Source organism: Rathayibacter sp. KR2-224 (assembly GCF_049446075.1).
Classification (GTDB): Bacteria; Actinomycetota; Actinomycetes; order Actinomycetales; family Microbacteriaceae; genus Humibacter.
Window position 1 is genome coordinate 735,066 of the sequence record NZ_JBMSEB010000001.1, and the last position, 18,326, is coordinate 753,391.

Here is an 18,326-nt window from a genome sequence, read left to right on the forward strand (position 1 = left end):
TGTTGCCCGCAGTACCAAGCCGGGTGGAGAAAGTCGGTCTAGCTGAATCCCTCGACTGCGCGTAACGTCACGCTCGTATGCCGACAGCAACGATGCGGGGGCTCTTGTGGCTGATTTCGAGTACGGACCGGCGGAACTGATCGTCGCCCAATTCGAAAACGACAGACCGTCGCCAGGTGTTGTGCAGGCCATCCTCGACCTCGTCGAAGGCGGTACCGTACGTCTGCTCGACTTGCTGTTCGTGGAGCGGCACGAAGATGGCAGCGTCGAAATCATCGAGCTCGAGCAGATCGGCGACGAGATCGGGATGAGCGACGTCGAGCTCGAAGCGAGTGGTCTGGCAGGCGACGAGGATGTTCAGGAAGTCGCGGAACTCCTCGCCCCGGGCTCGTCGGGCGCGGTCCTGGTGATCGAACACGTCTGGGCGAAAGACCTCGCCAGCAAGTTCTTCCAGGCCGGCGGCTTGGTCGTGCACAGCGAGCGCATCCCAGCACCTGTCGTCAACTCGGTGATCGCCGGCGACGTGCAGTCGAACGCCGGTCCGGCCGGCGAATAGCAATTCTTCAGTCGAGTTCTTAGGAGGAGCGATGCCCTTACGACGAGTGGGACGCCCTGGATTGATCGGAATGGCGGCTCGAACCGCCGTCGTAGCCGGCACGGCTACTGCCGTCTCCGGCAACGTCGCGCGCAATCAGCAGCAGCGGGCCCAGGCCGAATACGAGCAGCAACAACAAGCACAGCAGCAACCGGAGCCGACGGTCCAGCAACAGGCTCCGCAACCCGCGGCGCCCGCCGCAGGGAACGACATGATGGCCCAACTGCAACAGTTGGCGACCATGCATACTCAGGGCATCCTCACCGACGACGAGTTCGCCGCCGCAAAGGCCAAATTGCTCGCCTGAACGTCAACCGCTACCTCGGCCGCCGGCCGCTTTGTGCCCATTCAACGACGACTCAGAGGACAGCGCGGGACAGGGCTGCGACGACCGCTTTGCCGCGATCCCAGTCCCCCAGCTGATTGGTGACGTACGCGAACCCGATGCCCGTGTACGGGTCGGCGAAGGCCACCTGGCCGCCCGCCCCGTCGTGCCCGAGCGAGGTCTCGCTGAGGTACCACTGCCAGTGTGACGGGACCATCACTCCCGCTCCCCAGGACTGATACGGAGGCGGCCCCGCGAAGACGCTCGGGCCAGCGCTCCGCGGCCGGCGCAGGTCGCACACCGCCTCGTCGGACAAAAGCCGTATGCCGCGGGTGGGAACCACGACTGACGACCAGATCGTGGCCAGGGCAGCCGCGGATGCGATGCCGTTCACCCCCGGAAGCTCGGCACGTCGACCGCCCTCGCTGGAAAGCAGAGAGACCAGGTCCAGACCCGCCCCGAGGTCCATCGCACGATCGACCCAAAAGCCTGGACTGCCGAACTCGGGTGGTTGCGAGGGTTGGCCTTCCGTGCCCGAATCAGGATCGCGGATCAGCGCTGCAACCCTCTCGTCCCGCTCGGAGGGCAGACCGATCCAGGCGTCGACGGCAAGCGGTCCGGTCACCTCCTCGGCAAACAGCGCACCGAGCGTGCGCCCGGTTGCCATCTGTGCGAGCTTCGAGGTCAACGCTCCATGCGTGAACGCGTGGTACTGGTGCCCGGTTCCCGGCGCCCACAGCGGCTCTTGCGCCGCCAGCACGTCCGCGGTCGCCAACGAGTCGAGGTAGACATCCTTCGACAGCGCCTCACGAGGCGCCGATACACCGGCACGATGAGCAAGCAGGTCTCCCATCGTGATCTTGCCCTTACCGTGGGCCGCGAACTCGGGCCAGACATCCTCGATCTTCGTGTCGTAGGAGGGGAGCCTGCCGGACTCGACCAGACGCGCGATCACCACCGATGCCAGACCCTTCGTCACCGACGCGACGGGCACCAGCGTGCCCGTCGTGAACGGGGCACCGGTGACGGGGTCTGCGGTGCCGGCCGCCAACGACACCACCAGCCGGCCATTCATGAGCACGCACACCGCCGCGCCTGCCGTGCCGCCGTCGGCGATCGTGGCATAGAACGCACTCGCGACCGGTTCGTATCCTCGTTCCACAACGCCGGTTTCAAAGCCCATCTTTCACCTCGATTCGAAGCATTGACGTTTGGACTGTCACCGGTGGACGACCACTCGGACCCGGTCGATGTTCTGTACCAGGCCGAAGGGCGTCGCCGGGTCGGCCTCCCGTTGTTCCGTCACACGCACCCCCACGATGTAGGTGCCCGGGCTGGCGAACCGGTGGGTGGCACCCGTGACCACGAACGGTCTGATCGGTGCGGGCGTGGCAGCAAAGTCTCCCGTACCGGCAAAGTCCCACTCGATCTTGGTGATCGCGCCCATGCCATGGGGCACCTGTGCCTTGACCTGGAAGTGCACCGGCTGGCCGACGCGCACGTCCACGCGATCGCCGCCTGCGACCGAGAGGTCGACGGTGGGCTGAATGCCACCACGCGTTGGGCTGTCCCCGACCGAGATCTGCGAATCCTGGGTGACGGCGTACTTCGTGGATGCCGCTGGCGCCACTCCCCCTTCGACCCACGCGCTCAGATCGCGGAGTGCCTGCTGCACGAAGCCGTTGTACGAGACGTTGCGGCTTGGATCCGCCCCCACGTGGTCTGCACTTTGGAAGTACCACAGACGGACGGTCGCATCATACGAAGCGCCGAGCGCCTGTTTCGCACGCTCGCTGTACCACGAGGCATCCCAGGGGTAGGCATCGACATCGTTCAGGTCGTCTACGAGGATCACCTTGCCCTTGACCTTGCCTGAGTACGCTGCGTTTCCCGAAACGCTGCCGGCAACGGCGGCCCCAATGTTGATGGCGCGAACCGGGTAGATCGGGCTGCCGTCCGGATTGCGGAACTGGTCCGAGGCGTGGAAGTCGAGCGCCGTCGGCGTTTGGTAGCGGTGATACACGAGCAAAGCGAGGTACCACGAGTCGTCCACGTGCAGCGTCGCTCCCGGCTGGAGCAATGCCGCCGTGGCCGAGTCGATCGCACCCGGTGTGAACACTCCCGTCGTCCCATCCAGCATCCCCGCCACCGGCATGTGGCTTCCCTGGCCACTCGCAATCGTGACGTCGAATTGCACGCCCGCCGCAGCGGCCGGGACACCCGAAAGGGCGAGAGAGCTCACGGTGCCGCCCGCAGCTTTGGTGACCTTTGTAATGGTCGCGTCGGTCACGACGCGTGAAGCGCGGAACAGATTCCCGAGCGCGGACTGCTCGGTTCCGAGATAGCCCGGCTTGCTCCAGAAGTCCTGGGCATAGTTCGGATCGAGGGCACGGACAGTGCCGGCGAATCCGAGCAGACCGCCCGGCTGATCCAGCCCCAGCAGGTATGTCGGATCTTCCCAACCGCTCAGCGGCACTCCGAGCCGCGTCACCTCTTGCAGCACGGATGCCTGCACGCTCGTCAGCCCCAAGTACGGATCACCTGAGCCGCCCGGCCGCACCGCACCTGCGATCTGCTGCGCCTTGTCTTGGAGGACGAAACGGGCGTACTCACGAATGAAGAAGTTGTTCGGGATGGAGGTCGGGGTCCCCATGACGATCGGCACGGCCCCATCCCACACACCCGTGGTGTTCTCCATCGCGCCGATGGTCGGATATGAACCGCCGCTCGCGCCATACAGATACCCGTAGATGCGCCCCGAGTAGTGGTAATAGCTCGCCGCAACCGTCTTCGCGAATTTCGCTACCGCGGCTTCGAGCCGGTATCCACCGCTGCCCGCAACATTGACCGTGTACCCGCCACTCGCCGAACCGAACGATACGACATCGGAGGGCGCATCCGCCGACTGCAGGGGGTACGTCTGCTGGAAGAACCTTCCTTTCCACTGGGCGGGAGGCGGCAGGTAGATGTTGAAGGCGGAGTTGCCGAACTTTCCGCTGATCTCGTGGTACGGCACCGGCGAGGTTGCGTCCGACTCGCCCGTGATCACCGGGTTCGTGTAGTTCGGATCCGTACAGGATGCGGTGATCTGCCACGCACCGTTGAGAGAAATGCAGGTGTCGGCGGCAGCAGCGGAGGTAGCCGGAACGACCGCCGCGATGATGGCCGCGGCGGCAGGTAGGCCGAGCCAGCGATACCAACTGCGAGTACGACTGCGTCGTTGGAGATGCCAAGTGTGGAACTGGGGCGTGTACATCGCGCTCGCTTTCAACATCGTCGTTGAGGCTTGTTTTTCAGCAGCTGGAAGATAGATCCAGTAATCGACGTCACCGTATCGTCGCTTCTCTCGTCATGTAAAGCCGGCGACCACGTTCCGGGCCCGTCTTGCGCAATACAGGCGACGGCGATTGCCTGCTCGCGAACGACTCCCTATCGTCACGGCTCAGCGACCGTGTTCGTCGCCATCAGCGAGATGAGGAAGCGCAAATGCCAGTAGTTGCAGCCGGAGAAGGCGACGGCTTCGGGCGAGCGGCAGCGTGACCGACTCGAGCACCGGTGCGGGCGCAATTGCGCTGGGCGCCCTCCAGAGCGCCCTTGCACGCGGGGCCACCGAACCAATCATCCCGGGGTTCTTCCCGGATCCCACGATCTGTCGTGTCGGCAACAAGTTCTACCTGGCGACCTCCTCGTTCGAGTACTTCCCCGGCGCACCTCTTTTCCACAGCACCGATCTGCTCTCGTGGACCCAACTGGGGCACATCCTCGACAGGCGTAGTCAGTTCCGGCCCGGTAGCGGCGGGGATTCCGCGGGAATCTACGGCTCGACCTTGCGATTCCACGATGGGCGGTTCTGGTTCATCACCACGAATCTGAACGAGTTCGAACGTGGACAGCTCATCGTGACGGCGACCGATCCGGCCGGCACGTGGAGCGAACCCGTCTATGTTCCTGAAGCCTTGGGAATCGACGCGGATCTGGCGTGGGATGACGACGGCACGTGCTATCTGACGTGGAACGCACTCAGCTTCGTGGATGTCGGCCGCGGCATCCGTCAAGCGGTTCTCGACCCCGCTACCGGCCGTTTGCTCTGCGAGGACTATCCCGTCTGGCAAGGCAGCGGAATGCTCGCACCCGAGGGGCTCCACCTTTATCGCATCGGCGAATATTGGTACCTGCTCCTCGCCGAGGGTGGAACGGAACGGGGACACGCGGTGACAGCTGCTCGGGCGCCGACACCCTCTGGCCCGTTCGAGCCGTGTCCGTGGAATCCTGTCTTCACGCACAGGAGCAGCGCTCACCCGGTACAGAATGCCGGCCACGCCGACCTTTTACAGCTGCCTGGAGGCGAGTGGGCCGCTGTCTACCTGGGAGCAAGGCCGAGGGGCTCCACCCCTGGATTCCACGTATTAGGACGAGAGACGTTCCTGGCCGGCGTCAGCTGGCTAGACGGGTGGCCGGTGTGCGACGAGGAACGATTCGATCCGCCGCCTGTGGACACGGCGTTCGTCGACTCCTTTGCGGGAAGCGCGCTGAACCACCGGTGGGTCGTTCCGTGCGGAACCCCCGAGGAAGTGGCAACGCCGCTGCCGGACGGCGGTGTGGCCCTGGCCGCTGACGGGCTGCTGTGCTTTCGCGTGCGCGACCACACCTGGTCCGCCTCTGCGGTCGTGGAGAAGAGCGGCGCGATCGTTCTCCGACTGGACAGCAGGCACTGGTGCCGGGTCGATTACGAGGGCGACATGGTGCGAGCCATCGTCTGCATCGGCGGCATCCGGCACGAGGTCGGCGTCGGCGCGGTGAGAGGAGGCAGGGCCACCATCGCTCTGCGCAGCGCCCCACCCGCGTCACCTCCTGTGCCCGTGGGCCACGGCGGTCCCGACGACCTCATCATGTATGTCGACACCGTCGACGGCCAGGTCGAGCTCGCCCGGATCGACGGCCGCTACTTCTCCACCGAGGTGGCGGCCGGCTTCACCGGGCGCATGCTCGGCGTCTCGGCGTCCGGCGCCCGCTCGATCGTGCGACGAGTGAAGTACGCCCCAGCACCTAGTCCGCGCGCTCTGTGAGCGGGAGCGTCGAAGACCGGACCACGAGCCGAGACGGCAGCTCCACGCGTTCGAACGTTTCCCGCGGCTTCAGACGCAAATCGCGAACGGTCAGGACCGCGCGAGCAGCCATGGCCTCCAACGGCTGCCTCACGCTCGTGAGGGGTGGCGCGGCCGACGCGGCACGCGGCTCGTCGTTGAAGCCGATGACGCTGACATCCTCCGGTATCCGCAGTCCCAATTCCTCGGCTGCACGGTATACGGCAAGCGCCATCTCGTCATTGCAACCGAACACCCCGATGGGAGCGGGGCTGCGCTTGATCGCTCCGGCGAACTCCTTGGTGACATCGGCGTTCGACCACCCGGAGTCGATCCGTTGGACCGGTGCATCACCGAGCTCATCTGCGATCGCAGCGCGGAATCCCTCCTCCCGAGCCTTGCCGAACCGGTAGTGCGGCACGCCGGTGATGATGACGAATCGCCGCAGTCCGGCCCGGGCCAGATGGCTGCCGGCGTCGTAGCCGCCCTGCCAATCCGTCGTTCCGATGCTCGCCAGCTCCCCGTGCGGATCGGAACGCGGATCGACGAGGACGATGGGGATGCGTGCAGCCGTGAGATCGTGCAGTTGCTTCCTAGTGGGTCTGATGATGCCGAGGATGACACCGGATGGCCTGCGCCGGGCCACGCGCGCGGGCCAATCGTCAGCCGGTTCATCCCGTTCCAGCGTGAGAACCAGGTCGTATCCGTTGGCGAACGCCGCCTTACGGGCACCCGAGACGATTGCTGCGGTCCACGAGTCGTCGAACGTCCCAAGGACAAGCTCGATCAGTCGCAGATCGAGAGCGGCCGGGCGCCCACGCGCTTTCCCCGACGGGTCATAGCCCAGTTCGGCTGCGACGCGGAGCACCTCGTTCCTCGTCTCCGACTTCAGGTCGCCTCGGCCGGCGAGGGCCCGGGATGCCGTCGAGATCGAGACGCGGGCAGCATCCGCCACGTCTTGCAACGTCACCATCGACGCTGACAGAGCCATGCTTCCCTCCACGTCGGTTGGCGCCTGCAGTGGGACGCGCTCACCGTTTCAGCAGGATACGGCCGGGGCGTCCGCGATTCCCAGCCGTGAATCTCACTATCCTCTTTCCATCTTTCGGAAACTTCATCTGCATATCGAAACCTCTGGCTAGCATAGCGACGACCGAACGAATTCAACCAACAGCGCGGGCCGCAGTTGTCTGAGTTGCGCAAAAGTGCGCAAGCGAGTGCTGGAGCGGCAAACCGCACGGCAAGCTGACTGGGTGAGGAGAGGGAATCGCTGTGAAACTACTACGGATCGGAGACATCGGGGCTGAGAGGCCGGCTGTCCTGGTGGATGCCGACACGGTTGTCGACGTCTCCGACGTCGTGGCCGATTTCGATGAAGCCTTTTTCGGTGGGGATGGGATCGAAAGCCTCCGCCCTCTCGTCGCCGAACGGGTCAAGCAGAGGCAGCTCACAGCGATCGGCACCACTCGCGTCGGCGCCCCCATCGCGCGTCCGCACCAGGTCATTTGCGTCGGCCTGAACTTCTCGGACCACGCGGCCGAGACTGGTCAGACGGTGCCAGACGAGCCCATACTCTTCACCAAGTCACCGAATACGCTCGTCGGCCCAAATGACGACGTTCGCATGCCGCGAGGAGCCACCAAACTTGACTGGGAGGTTGAGCTTGGCGTTGTGATCGGCAGGCGCACGAGCTACCTCGACTCGGTCGACGATGCCCGCGATCACATCGCCGGCTGGACCCTCGTGAACGACATCAGCGAGCGGTCCTTCCAGCTGGAGCGGAATGGCCAGTGGCTCAAAGGCAAGTCAGCGGAGACGTTCAATCCTGCCGGGCCATGGCTCGTCACGCCGGATGAGGTCCCCGACGTGCGGCAGCTATCTATGTGGCTCGACGTGAACGGTGTTCGTCGACAGAACGGTTCGACGACCACGATGGTCTTCGATCCGTACTTCATCGTGCATTACGTCAGCCAATTCCTCGTGCTCGAGCCCGGCGACCTCATCAACACGGGAACGCCACCGGGAGTGGGGATGGGTTTCACACCTCCCATCTGGTTGAACGTCGGCGACGCGATGGAGCTCGGAATCGACGGGTTGGGCATTCAGCGCCAGCTGGTGATCGGACCGAGATGAGAGCCTTCGTCGTACGCACGGCAGGACGGGCCGGCGTCGAGACCGTCCCCGACCCCGTTCCGAGTTCCGACGAAGTGCTCATCGAAGTGCGCAGGGCGGGTGTCTGCGGCACCGACGTCGAGTTCTACACAGGCGAGATGCAATACCTCAGGGATGGTCAGTCGCGGTACCCGATCCGGCTCGGACACGAGTGGATGGGCGTCGTCGAGGCCATCGGCGACCGGGTCGACCCCGCCTGGCTCGGTCGGCGCGTGACCGGGGACACGATGATCGGCTGCGGGGACTGCGCCAGGTGTGCCGATGGGCGTCATCATGTCTGCGCCGATCGCTTCGAAGTGGGCATCCGCGGCGGGATGCCGGGCGCACTCGCAGAACGGCTCGTTTTTCCGGCTGCATATCTCCACGCCCTTCCCGATTCGGTCGATGACGCCTCCGGTGCGCTCGTCGAACCTGCGGGAAACGCCCTGCGCTCGGTCCGTGCCGCCGGCCTCGTCCGGGGCGAACGAGTCTTGATCCTGGGCACAGGCACGATCGGTCTGCTCGCGGCTATGTTCGCTCGAGCGGACGGCGACGAGGTGCATCTCCTTGGCCGCAGCGCGCGCTCGCTCGCGTTCGCACGTTCGCTCGGGTTCGACCATGTGTGGACCGAAGACACGCTTCCTCGCCTCGCGTGGCCCGCTGTGATCGACGCGTCCAATGCATCGCCGCTTCCAGCGGAAGCCGTGCGTTTGGTCGAACCCGGAAAGCGGGTGGTCTATGTAGGCCTGGCCGGTTCGCCGAGCATGCTCGACACCCGGGCACTCGCCCTCGCAGACGTGACCGCCGTGGGCATCCTCGGAGGCAGCCAGGGGCTCGATGGTGCTATCGAGGCATTCGCGACCGGCTCCGTCGACGCGCGTCCGCTCGTAGCGGCGGTCGTTGCCCTCGAAGACCTCGCCTCCGTGTTGGCCGGGCGACGCCCCGCCGGCGCAGGTGCCGGACCGAAGACCCAGATCGTCCCGACGAAGGGCAAACACTCATGAGGACAGCTGTCGTGACAGGGGGCGCCAGAGGACTCGGCGCCGCAACGGCAACCCGGCTGAGGTGCGACGGCGTGCGGGTAGTGACCGTCGACATCGCCGGCGATGCCGATGTTCTTGCCGACGTTACTGACGACGGCCAGCTCGCGGCCGCGAGCGAGTCCATCGGGCCGGTGGACATCCTCGTCAACTCGGCCGGGATCGTCGGCCCGAACAAGCCACTGCTTGAGACCACCAGCGGTGAGTGGCGGCAGGTCTTGGAGGTCAATGTTCTGGGCATCGGAGCGTCGATGCGCACATTCGTTCCAGGGATGGTCGAACGCGGCTGGGGCCGCGTCGTCAACTTCGCCAGCATGGCCGGAAAAGACGGCAACCCGAACCTTTCCGCCTACTCGGCGTCCAAGGCCGCCGTCATCGCTCTGACGAAGTCGGCGGGCAAGGAGTTGGCGACGACTGGCGTTCTCGTGAACGCCATCGCCCCAGCGGTGTTCGCGACGCCGATGAACGACGAGACGACTCCCGATGTGCTGGCGCACATCACCAGCCTCATTCCGATGCGCCGGGTAGGACGGCCTGAAGAGGTCGCATCACTCGTCTCGTGGCTCTGCTCGGATGCAGTGAGCTTCTCAACCGGTGCCGTCTACGACATCAGCGGTGGTCGAGCGACGTATTGAGGCCTCGAGGATTCGCTCGCCAGTCTCGGGATGCTCGGCTTCTCGCAAACGCCCTAAGCCGTCCGGACACCGGAAGGCGGGGGGCCGCTTGCGCAGCACCCCCAACCTCTAGGTGAAACCTACTTCGTGATTGCCGCCTGCATCTTCTCGGCGACGCTCTTCGGTGTGTCGTTGCCCAGGAGCATCGACTGGACTCCCTGGTTGAGGGCAGACTGCACCTGAGACTGAAGGCTCTCCAGCGGTGCGAACTTCTTGTCGGCGACAAGCGCCGCGAAGTCCTTCAGCGACTCCGGTGCCGTGTACTGATTGTTGGAGATGACGGGCACCGAAGCGTAGCCGTTCGCGTACGTGTCGGCTTGCTCCGGCGTCCCCATGAACTCGAGGAAAGCCTGCGCAGTCGCGGCATTCTTCGCCTTCGCGTTGATGGTCGTCACGTATCCCGGCAGCGCCGTGATGTAGGACTTGCCGTCGTTCGTCGCCGGAATGGAAGCGATCACGAACGATGACTTCGGGGCGGCCGTCTGAAGCGATGCGAGCACCGCGCCCACATCCACTATCCCGAGTGCTTGGCCTGCGGCCACGGCGGTAGAACCTTGCTCACGGGTTCGCCCAAGAGCACCGTCGCCGAAGCATCCGAGGTTGAACATCTTCTGGTAGATGCCGAACTGCTTGACCCAGGGCGAATCGGGGTACGTCGCCTTGCCGGATGCGATCTGGTCGCCGAAGCCCGGGTTGGGTCCGTCTATGAGCGTCGCGTTCTGCCCGAAGGAGAGCATCTGCGGCCCGGCGGCCGCGTCTCCGAGGCCCTGTGCGAAGGCATAGACGCCTTTGGACTTGGCATCGGTGCACAGCTTGTAGACCTCGTCGAGCGTCGTCGGGACCTTCAAGCCCATTTCGTCGAGCTTGGTCTTGTTGTAGATGGCGGCGAGCGGCTGCAGCGCTCCGGGATAAGCGTAGGTCTTGCCCTTGTAATTGAAGGAGCTCTTCCACACCTCGGGGATCTTGGCGGCCCAGCTGGCGGTCAACGGCAGAATTCGCTTCTGCGCGGCCAGCGGCTGAACGTTGTCCGCATTGTCTGTGGCGACTCCCCCGGGAAACGAGGTCAGGACGTCGGGAGCGGTACCGGCCTGCAGTTGCGTCATGACCAGCTGGTTCATGTCGCCGCCTTGGTAGTTGAATTTCAGGTGCACGCTCGGGTACTTCTTCTCGAAGGCCGCCCCGATCTTGTCGTACGTGCTCTTGAACTGGCTCGGAAGGAGCGCCGTCAGGGTTCCTCCTACCTTGCCGGCGGCATTCGCATTCGAAGCGCCGCCCCCCGAACATGCGGTGAGGGAGATGGCGGCAACAGCGATGACCGCTGTCGCCACGACTCGATGTCTGATCTTCATCGATCTTGTCCTTGTCTGTGTCAAGTGGTGCTGTGAGGGGAGGCCCGGCCAAGAGGGGCGCCGGACGATGTTCCGCGGTCAGCCCTTGAGTCCGCCCGCGAAGCCTTGGATCACGTATCTCTGGAAGATCAGGTACAGCGCTAACACCGGCACCATCGAGATGATCAGCGACGCGAAGATCAGGGGCCAGTTGCTGACGTACTGTCCGACGAACTGGTAGATGGCCATCGGGATGGTCTGCTGGTCGCTTCCCGCCAAATAGATCAACGGCGTGAAGAAGTCGTTCCAGATGCCAACAGCGTTGAGGATCAAGCAGGTACCGAGCACGGGGCGAAGCAGCGGAACGACGACGTAGAGGAAGGTGCGGAACGGGCTCGCGCCGTCAATCTGCGCGGCCTCCTCGAACTCCACCGGAACGCTCGACCTTACGAACGTGGTGATCAAGAAGATCGAGAACGGCATCTGCGCGCCGGCGTAGACAATGATGAGGGCCCAGATGGTGCCCAGCAATCCCAGGTCCTTCATCTGCACGTACAGCGGGATGAGCGCCAACTGGAACGGCAGGAGCAGTCCGATCAGGAATCCGTAGAAGGCCGCGTTCGAGAGCCGGGAAGTGGAGCGCGCGAGGGGGTACGCCGCCATGGTGGCGAGGGCGAGCACAACGACGCACGACAGGCTCGTCACCAGGAGACTGGTGATGATGGAGCCCGGAAGAGGAGAACTCGTCCAGGCAGTCGCGAAGTTGTCGAAGGTCGGACGCGTCGTCGGGAAGATCGCGGGTGTGAGGTCGTCCGGGCGTTTGATGGCCAGGTTGACCAGGATGTACACGGGAATCAGGAAGACGAGCGTCACACCGTATGCGAGAACGTGCGACCCGATGCGGTTGCCGAGGTGGGCTTTCATGACTTGCGCTCCTGCCGGCGGAGAACGGTGAACTGGATGAACGAGAGCACGCCGACCGCCACAGCCAGGACGAGCGCGAACGCGGCGGACTCGCCCCATTCGCCGAACTGGGAGAAGATCTGATAGATCTCGGTGGAGATGGTCTGGGTCTGCCCGCCCGGCCCACCCCCGGTGATTGCGAAGATCTGGTCGAAGATCTTCAGACCGCCGATCAGTCCGATCATCAGGTTGATCGTGAAAGCGGGAGCTAGCAGGGGTCGCGTGACATACCAGAAGCGCTTCCAATACCCGGCTCCGTCGAGGGATGCCGCCTCGATCAATTCGCCTGGCACTCCCTGTAGTCCCGCCAGGTAGATGATCATGGTCGAGCCGGTGAACTGCCAGATCACTGTCACGATGATGATCCAGATGGCCGATGTGGGGTTACCGAGGAAGTCGACCTGCGGCAGCCCGAACGCATGCAGGGCAACGTTCATGCCGCCCGTTCCAGGGGGCCCGAAGATGTATTTGAAGAGGTAGCCGACCACCAGCGCCGAGACAACCATCGGCGCGAAGATGATCGTTCTCAGAACGTTCCTTCCCACGATCCTGGCGCTCAGAAGCAGCGCCAGCCCGAGACCGAGGATGTTCTGAGCAACGACCGTGACCAGCGCGATGAAGAGGGTGCGGAGAGCGGCCGGTCCGGCCTCCCCGCCGAAGATCTTCACGAAGTTCTGGAACCCTGTGAAGTCTGCGGCGGGCTTGGAGAAGGACCAGTCGGTGAAGGCGGACCCGATGCCCTGCACGGTGGGAACCAGGATCACGTACGTGTAGATCGCTGCCGCGGGAAGCACCAGCCACCAGAGCTTCGTGCCGACGCTGCCGCGCAGCCTTCGGCGTCGACGTTCTTGCGGTGCTGGCGAAGCCGCGGCTGGTCGACCGCGCTCTCCGTCGTCGCCCGTCCGCGCGCCCCTTGGGATCTCACGGTGGGTGGCTGTTGTCATCTTCGACTTCTCTCCGGTCAAAACGCTGAGGCCGGTATTCCAGATACTGGAATGCAATTCGACTCCGTGGTGCTCCGCCGAGTCTAACTCAAGCTTCAAGCGCGATACGGATGCGCACTAGAAGACGGTCGGCTTTTGCGCAAAACGGATGCCGGCGTGCAGAGAACGCCGAGTGTTCACGAGGACTAGTCGGGAGAGCCGAGGGTGATCCAGGAACGTGGGCCCGCGAATGGGCGGCTTGCGGGCTGTGGACGAGCCGTCAGGATGCGGGAAGACGCTCCCCGACCGGAGTTGCTGCGCCCCGACCGTCGACGATCCGTCGGATTTCGTCGACGTGGTCCACCAGGGAAGTCAGCGGAAGGCGGAAGGCGATGGCGCTGATGCTCACCGCTCCGACAGGAGGCAGACCGGGATCGAGCCGGACCGGCACCGCGACGCAATTCACGCCGACCTCGTTCTCCTGGTCGTCGATGGCGTAATCACGCTCACGTGTGCGCTGCAGCTCCTGCCATAGGGCGGGCGTCGACACGATGGAGTTCGGCGTGCGCGAGGGGATGCTCTCGCTGCCCACCCATTCCTCCAGCTCGCGCTCGCTCGAAACGGCGTAGCTGAGCAGTAGCTTCCCGACGGCGGTGAACTGCGCTGGGTTGCGACCGCCGATAACCGAAGTGAGGCGGAAGGCTCCCTGCGGCGGGTCGAGCTTCGCGCGATACACGATGTCGCGTCCGTCGAGCACGCCGTAGTGCGCCGTCTCCCCGAATCGGTCTACGAGGGCCTCGAGGACGGGCATCATCAGGGGCCCGTCCGGGCGAGCTGCGTAGTTGAGGAACGCTAGTCGGAAGAACTCGTCGCCGAGCACGTACGTGCCGCGCTGCACCTGCGTGGCAAGACCAGCGCGACGAAGCGTGGCAAGGGCACGGTGGATCGTAGGCTTCGACCCGCCGAGGCGGTTGGCCATGTCATCCAAGGTGACTCCGCCCGGCTCTTGGGCCAGCTCGATGAGCACGGCGAGAACGCGGTCGGCCCCGACCAGGCGTTCCTCCGCTCCCGATGCACTCACTGCACGGCCCCTTCGAACGTGACGTCCGCTCCATCATCTCATCTCGGCACGAGCGCCCCTCATCCGGTGATCCTGTGGATGCAGCTGTCTGATCATGGGAGGGCTTCTGGCACGCCGGGCCAGCCGGTCACGCGCTGCGACTCAACGTATGGACTGCGAAGCCGGACAGCGAGAGCACAGTGAGGTTTTGCGCAAGCCCCATCGTCAGCGCAGCAGCGCCGTCATTGGCGGCGCAGCCGCGTCCTGCCCGGTCAGCGGGGCAAGTCCCAACTGGTCCTCGATGGTGCGCAGAAGCGAGTAGTGCGTGAACGCGCTCGTCGAGACGGCGTGCGGGCGGGCGGCCGGCCCGGCGAATATGCACGGGATCACGTTGTCCGAGGCATCCCCTTCGTCGAAGGTGACGATGAGAAGCGAGCGCTGCTTCGTGAACGCGGGCGATGCGAGGATGCGCGGCACGGCTGCTGCCAGCCACGCGTCGCCGGTGGCGATGGAGCAGTCGTGCATGTCGTTGCAGAGGTTCGGGCTGATGAACGAATACGTGGGAAGTGTCGCCTCGGACGCCAGGTCTGCCGCGAACTGTGTGTATGGCACGTCGTGGGACGAGCAGTAGCGCGCATCGCCGGTCACGCTCGGAAAGTAGAGGAACGGGTTGTGCTTGACGGCGTAGAGGGAGGTGTTCGCCGTGGTGCACGGTGCCGGCATGCTCTCCGCGTACATCTTCCACGTAAGACCGGCGTGGTCGATGGCCTGGGCGATGTTCGGTCCGGTGACGAGGCAGGAACCACCCGGCGGATTGCAGTCGCTCGTGATTCCCGCCGTCGTCCCGCTGGTGAGCGCCAGGTAGTTCGGAAGGCTTGGATGCGTGATCGCTGAGTACTGCCTAGCCAGCGCGTAGGCGTGCGCGAGGCTGTTGAGATAGGGCGCGGCCGAGTTGCCGACCACCGACGTCGCGGGCTTGTTCTCGTCCACGATGACGACGACGTGCTGCAGCCGATCGGAGGCAGAGGGTGCCGAGGGTGCCGTACTCGCGGTACCGGGCCGGGCAGCCGAGCCCGACGAAGGGGCTGTTTCGGCCGTGTGGTGGCCACCGGTGCATCCTGCGAGCATGACGGCGAGAAGTATGGCCAGCGCGGCCGCACCTGTTCGGCGGCTCATACGCGCAACCTACCCCTCGGCCCTCGGCACCTCTATCGCTGCTCAGTGCAGGAGTGGGGTGAGAGTCTCTCCGAGCGCGGCCACTATGCCGGGGATGTGTCCGTTGCGCGGAGCGTTGATGATGACGCCATCGACGCCTGCATCGAGGATCTGGGTCTGGATGCGTTCGGCGAGCACCTCGGCCGTGCCGACGAAGGCACGGTTGCGGCGCTCCTCTGGAATGCTCTGCAGGATCGTGTCGACCTCTGCCTGGCTCTCCACCAGCGCGACGCTGGCAAGGTAGCTCGTCTTCAGCGTCGCCGGGTCGCGGTCGATTTCCTCGGCCCGCTGCTTTACGACCTGCACCTTGTGCGGAAGGTCTTCGATCGCGCAGATGATGTTCATGTGGTCGGCGTAACGCGCCGCGAGCCGGAACGTCTTCCTCTCACCCTGGCCCCCGAGCATGATCGGGATGCTCTCTCGGAACCGTGGCACGTTCATCGCGCCGTGCGCTCGATACCACGTGCCCACGAATTCGGGCCGCTCGTCTCTGAGCATCGGATGGATGATCTGCAACGCCTCGTCGAGCTTCTCGAACCGCTCGGTGAAGGTGTCGAAATCGAAGCCGAGCTGCTCATGCTCGAGTTCGAACCAACCCGCGCCGATGCCGAGGATCGCGCGGCCGTGACTGATCACATCCAGAGTCGTGACCGTCTTGGCCAGCAGGGTCGGGTTGCGATACGTGTTGCCCGTCACGAGCGCCGAGAGTTGAACGGTGCTTGTCGAGGCAGCGAGCGCCGCGAGGGTGGAGTATGCCTCCATCATCGGCTGGTCGGGCGTGCCGATGCCGGGCAGCTGGTAGAAGTGGTCCATCACGAGCACGGTGTCGAAGCCGCTGCCCTCGGCTTCGCTTGCCTGCGCCACGACGGTGTCGAACAGCGTCTCAGCGCCGCCCGGGTAGGTGAAGTTCGGTATCTGGTATCCGAGGGAAATCGTCACAAGTCACGACGCTACGGCAAACGGCACCCGGGCGGGGTCACCGATCGGTGCCCACTCGGGCGGCCGTCGCGAGCGCCGCGATGGCCAGTGCCGTTCCGAGCAGGAAGCACGCCGTGAACGGCCATGAACCGCCGGCCCCCGCGAGCGACGCGAACACGAGGCCGGCGATTGCCACTCCGGATGCGCCACCCACGGCATCCGCGATCGCCTGCGCCGAACTGTTGAAACCCTGGTCGGTGGGCGTCGAGTAGGCGATCATCACCACGGACAGCCGCGGGGTTGCGATGCCCATGCCGAGGCCGGCGAAGATCCACACGCCGAACACGACGAACGGCGAGAGACCCAGTGCCGAGATCACGGTTGTCCCGACCAGCCCGAGCGCGATGGAGCAGACGCCGAGCACGATCCAGCCGCGGTTCGACATGCGCGGGCCGAGCCTGCCCTGCAGCCAAGAGCCTCCCGACCATGCGATCGCACCGCCCGTCAGCGCGAGCCCGGCAATCGCAGGGCTCATGCCGTAACGACTGATCAGCAGGTAGGGAACGTAGACCTCGCACGCTAGCTCCGCACCGGTGATGAAGATGCGGGTGCTCATCACCGAGGGCAGACCGCGGCGCAACCGCAGCGTTCCGCGGGGCAACAGAGGCCGCACGGCCACGGCAAGCACGGCGACGGCCAGGGCGAACACGGTCCACCGCCAGAACACGTCGAGCTCGGTTGCGGTGCCGAGTGCGAGCACGGCGAGGGCCGCGACGATCGACCACCCGATGCGGGCCGGCCGCCATGACGCGGCGTCGTCCTCGACATTGCCGGATGCGCCCAGCACGCGCCGGATCATCACGAGACCTACGACTGCGACCGCGATCACGCCGAGGAAGATCCAGCGCCAGCCCACCGTCTCGGCGAGAAGTCCGGCCAGAAAGGGTCCGATCAGCGAAGGCACGACCCAGGCCGTTGAGAAGCCCACGAAGATGTGAGGCTGCAGCCGCGGAGGATACTGCCGCGCCACGACGACGTACACCGCAACGGTCAGGGCGCCGCCGCCGAGCCCCTGCACCAGGCGTCCGAGCACGAAGACGACCATGTTCGGCGCGAGGCCGGCGATCGCGAGTCCGATCACGAAGAGCACCACGGCGAGCACCAGCGGCGCGGATGGTCCGCGCCGATCGCACCACGCGCCGGCCACGACCATGCCGACCACGCTGATGGCGGTCGACCCGGAGAACGCCAGTGTGTAGAGCGATGTCCCGTGCAAGTCGCGTGCGATCACCGGCATCACGGTCGTGACGGCCATCGCCTCGAACGCCACGAACAGCACGAGTGCGCACATGCCGATGGTGATCCAGCGGAAGTGCGGGCCGAGCACGCCGTCGAGTGGCTCGGTAGACGCCGGAGGCGCGGTGTCTGGGGCGGTGTCCGTGTCGTCCGTCATGATCCTCAACCCTAAAACCTCAACTAAAGTTGAGGTCAATTGCGCGATCGGCGCGCGATGGCGGACGCATCCGAGGAGACCTAGTGCCCCAGCTGAACGGCGGCGCGCGCCGCATGCTCACCGTCGGCGAGGTGGCCGAGCGCAGCGGGCTCGCCGTCTCCGCGCTGCGCTTCTATGAACGCAAAGGGCTGCTGGCGAGCGAACGAACGACGGGCAATCAGCGTCGGTATCGCCGAGACGTGCTGCGTAGGGTGGCGTTCATCAGGGTCTCGCAACGCGTAGGCATACCGCTGGCAGACATCCGAGCCGCCCTGGAGTCGCTTCCCGAGGGCCGCACCCCCACCAAGCGCGACTGGGCCCGCCTGTCGTCGGTATGGCGGAAGGCTCTCGACGTCCGCATCACGGCGCTCGAGCACCTGCGCAACGATCTGACAGGCTGCATCGGTTGCGGATGCCTGAGCCTGCGCACCTGCAGCCTGCAAAACCCAGACGACACCCTCGGCGACACCGGCGACGGCACGGGACCGCGTCGCTGGGATGCTTGACGGGGATGCAGTTCCGTCACCGACAGCAGCAGATCGACGCCGAGGGGTGACA

The 18,326-nt window shown here is 65.1% G+C and carries 17 protein-coding genes; 7 read left to right on the top strand and 10 right to left on the bottom strand.

The features are described from left to right. Positions 1-106 precede the first annotated feature (106 nt). Positions 107-556 (top strand): DUF6325 family protein, encoded by a 450-nt coding sequence (locus ACO2Q7_RS03450; protein ID WP_423354232.1) that lies wholly within the window; start codon positions 107-109, stop codon positions 554-556. 70 nt (positions 557-626) lie between these two features. Next, positions 627-902 (top strand): SHOCT domain-containing protein, encoded by a 276-nt coding sequence (locus ACO2Q7_RS03455; protein ID WP_423354233.1) that lies wholly within the window; start codon positions 627-629, stop codon positions 900-902. 52 nt (positions 903-954) lie between these two features. On the opposite strand, the gene ACO2Q7_RS03460 is transcribed toward ACO2Q7_RS03455, so the two are convergent. Together ACO2Q7_RS03460 and ACO2Q7_RS03465 are read right to left on the bottom strand one after the other, a co-directional pair. Further along, positions 955-2,103 (bottom strand): serine hydrolase domain-containing protein, encoded by a 1,149-nt coding sequence (locus ACO2Q7_RS03460; protein ID WP_423354234.1) that lies wholly within the window; start codon positions 2,101-2,103, stop codon positions 955-957. Positions 2,104-2,139: 36 nt separating this feature from the next. After that, positions 2,140-4,194, bottom strand: a complete 2,055-nt coding sequence (locus ACO2Q7_RS03465) for a PKD domain-containing protein (RefSeq protein ID WP_423354235.1) — start codon at positions 4,192-4,194, stop codon at positions 2,140-2,142. A gap of 262 nt (positions 4,195-4,456) precedes the next feature. On the opposite strand from ACO2Q7_RS03465, the gene ACO2Q7_RS03470 reads away from it, so the two are divergent. Beyond that, positions 4,457-5,986 (top strand): glycoside hydrolase family 43 protein, encoded by a 1,530-nt coding sequence (locus ACO2Q7_RS03470; RefSeq protein ID WP_423354236.1) that lies wholly within the window; start codon positions 4,457-4,459, stop codon positions 5,984-5,986. Here ACO2Q7_RS03470 and ACO2Q7_RS03475 read toward each other — a convergent pair. Then, on the bottom strand, positions 5,967-6,995 hold the full coding sequence (locus ACO2Q7_RS03475; protein WP_423354237.1) for a LacI family DNA-binding transcriptional regulator: 1,029 nt from the start codon (positions 6,993-6,995) through the stop codon (positions 5,967-5,969). The genes ACO2Q7_RS03470 and ACO2Q7_RS03475 overlap by 20 nt on opposite strands. 281 nt (positions 6,996-7,276) lie before the next feature. Here ACO2Q7_RS03475 and ACO2Q7_RS03480 point away from each other — a divergent pair, with 281 nt between their 5' ends. The 3 genes from ACO2Q7_RS03480 to ACO2Q7_RS03490 are packed head-to-tail and all read left to right on the top strand — an operon-like array spanning position 7,277 to position 9,830. Beyond that, positions 7,277-8,137, top strand: coding sequence for a fumarylacetoacetate hydrolase family protein (locus tag ACO2Q7_RS03480; RefSeq protein ID WP_423354238.1), 861 nt, complete (start codon positions 7,277-7,279; stop codon positions 8,135-8,137). Continuing rightward, entirely contained in the window at positions 8,134-9,159 is a 1,026-nt protein-coding gene (locus ACO2Q7_RS03485) for a zinc-dependent alcohol dehydrogenase (protein WP_423354239.1), read from the top strand. The genes ACO2Q7_RS03480 and ACO2Q7_RS03485 overlap by 4 nt, the downstream gene beginning before the upstream one ends. After that, on the top strand, positions 9,156-9,830 hold the full coding sequence (locus ACO2Q7_RS03490; protein WP_423354240.1) for an SDR family NAD(P)-dependent oxidoreductase: 675 nt from the start codon (positions 9,156-9,158) through the stop codon (positions 9,828-9,830). The genes ACO2Q7_RS03485 and ACO2Q7_RS03490 overlap by 4 nt, the downstream gene beginning before the upstream one ends. 119 nt (positions 9,831-9,949) lie before the next feature. Here ACO2Q7_RS03490 and ACO2Q7_RS03495 read toward each other — a convergent pair whose 3' ends face one another. From ACO2Q7_RS03495 to ACO2Q7_RS03525, 7 genes are all read right to left on the bottom strand, one after another. Then, complete coding sequence (locus ACO2Q7_RS03495; RefSeq protein ID WP_423354241.1) at positions 9,950-11,218, bottom strand: ABC transporter substrate-binding protein; 1,269 nt, start codon at positions 11,216-11,218, stop codon at positions 9,950-9,952. Between the two features lie 78 nt (positions 11,219-11,296). Further along, a complete protein-coding gene (locus tag ACO2Q7_RS03500; RefSeq protein ID WP_423354242.1) occupies positions 11,297-12,121 on the bottom strand; it encodes a carbohydrate ABC transporter permease in 825 nt (274 codons plus the stop codon). Continuing rightward, the gene (locus tag ACO2Q7_RS03505) at positions 12,118-13,104 is read right to left on the bottom strand and encodes a carbohydrate ABC transporter permease (protein ID WP_423354243.1); all 987 of its coding nucleotides are present in this window, start codon (positions 13,102-13,104) and stop codon (positions 12,118-12,120) included. Before ACO2Q7_RS03505 ends, ACO2Q7_RS03500 begins: the two co-directional genes overlap by 4 nt. Positions 13,105-13,363: 259 nt before the next feature. Continuing rightward, entirely contained in the window at positions 13,364-14,164 is an 801-nt protein-coding gene (locus ACO2Q7_RS03510) for an IclR family transcriptional regulator (RefSeq protein ID WP_423354244.1), read from the bottom strand. A gap of 204 nt (positions 14,165-14,368) precedes the next feature. Continuing rightward, entirely contained in the window at positions 14,369-15,319 is a 951-nt protein-coding gene (locus ACO2Q7_RS03515) for an alkaline phosphatase family protein (protein ID WP_423354245.1), read from the bottom strand. 42 nt (positions 15,320-15,361) lie between these two features. After that, the gene (locus tag ACO2Q7_RS03520; RefSeq protein WP_423354246.1) at positions 15,362-16,297 is read right to left on the bottom strand and encodes an LLM class F420-dependent oxidoreductase; all 936 of its coding nucleotides are present in this window, start codon (positions 16,295-16,297) and stop codon (positions 15,362-15,364) included. A gap of 37 nt (positions 16,298-16,334) precedes the next feature. Further along, the gene (locus tag ACO2Q7_RS03525; protein WP_423354247.1) at positions 16,335-17,729 is read right to left on the bottom strand and encodes an MFS transporter; all 1,395 of its coding nucleotides are present in this window, start codon (positions 17,727-17,729) and stop codon (positions 16,335-16,337) included. Positions 17,730-17,842: 113 nt separating this feature from the next. Here ACO2Q7_RS03525 and soxR point away from each other — a divergent pair, with 113 nt between their 5' ends. Further along, positions 17,843-18,274, top strand: a complete 432-nt coding sequence (gene soxR, locus ACO2Q7_RS03530) for a redox-sensitive transcriptional activator SoxR (protein WP_423355951.1) — start codon at positions 17,843-17,845, stop codon at positions 18,272-18,274. Positions 18,275-18,326: the final 52 nt, after the last annotated feature.

What these genes read in the sequence shown, in the direction of transcription:
- ACO2Q7_RS03485 (WP_423354239.1), top strand. Translation starts at nt 8,134, where the DNA reads ATGAGAGCCTTCGTCGTACGCACGGCAGGACGGGCCGGCGTCGAGACC.
- ACO2Q7_RS03525 (WP_423354247.1), bottom strand. Translation starts at nt 17,729, where the DNA reads ATGACGGACGACACGGACACCGCCCCAGACACCGCGCCTCCGGCGTCT.
- ACO2Q7_RS03495 (WP_423354241.1), bottom strand. Translation starts at nt 11,218, where the DNA reads ATGAAGATCAGACATCGAGTCGTGGCGACAGCGGTCATCGCTGTTGCC.
- ACO2Q7_RS03515 (WP_423354245.1), bottom strand. Translation starts at nt 15,319, where the DNA reads ATGAGCCGCCGAACAGGTGCGGCCGCGCTGGCCATACTTCTCGCCGTC.
- ACO2Q7_RS03460 (WP_423354234.1), bottom strand. Translation starts at nt 2,103, where the DNA reads ATGGGCTTTGAAACCGGCGTTGTGGAACGAGGATACGAACCGGTCGCG.
- ACO2Q7_RS03500 (WP_423354242.1), bottom strand. Translation starts at nt 12,121, where the DNA reads ATGAAAGCCCACCTCGGCAACCGCATCGGGTCGCACGTTCTCGCATAC.
- ACO2Q7_RS03475 (WP_423354237.1), bottom strand. Translation starts at nt 6,995, where the DNA reads ATGGCTCTGTCAGCGTCGATGGTGACGTTGCAAGACGTGGCGGATGCT.
- soxR (WP_423355951.1), top strand. Translation starts at nt 17,843, where the DNA reads ATGCTCACCGTCGGCGAGGTGGCCGAGCGCAGCGGGCTCGCCGTCTCC.
- ACO2Q7_RS03490 (WP_423354240.1), top strand. Translation starts at nt 9,156, where the DNA reads ATGAGGACAGCTGTCGTGACAGGGGGCGCCAGAGGACTCGGCGCCGCA.
- ACO2Q7_RS03455 (WP_423354233.1), top strand. Translation starts at nt 627, where the DNA reads ATGGCGGCTCGAACCGCCGTCGTAGCCGGCACGGCTACTGCCGTCTCC.
- ACO2Q7_RS03465 (WP_423354235.1), bottom strand. Translation starts at nt 4,194, where the DNA reads ATGTTGAAAGCGAGCGCGATGTACACGCCCCAGTTCCACACTTGGCAT.
- ACO2Q7_RS03505 (WP_423354243.1), bottom strand. Translation starts at nt 13,104, where the DNA reads ATGACAACAGCCACCCACCGTGAGATCCCAAGGGGCGCGCGGACGGGC.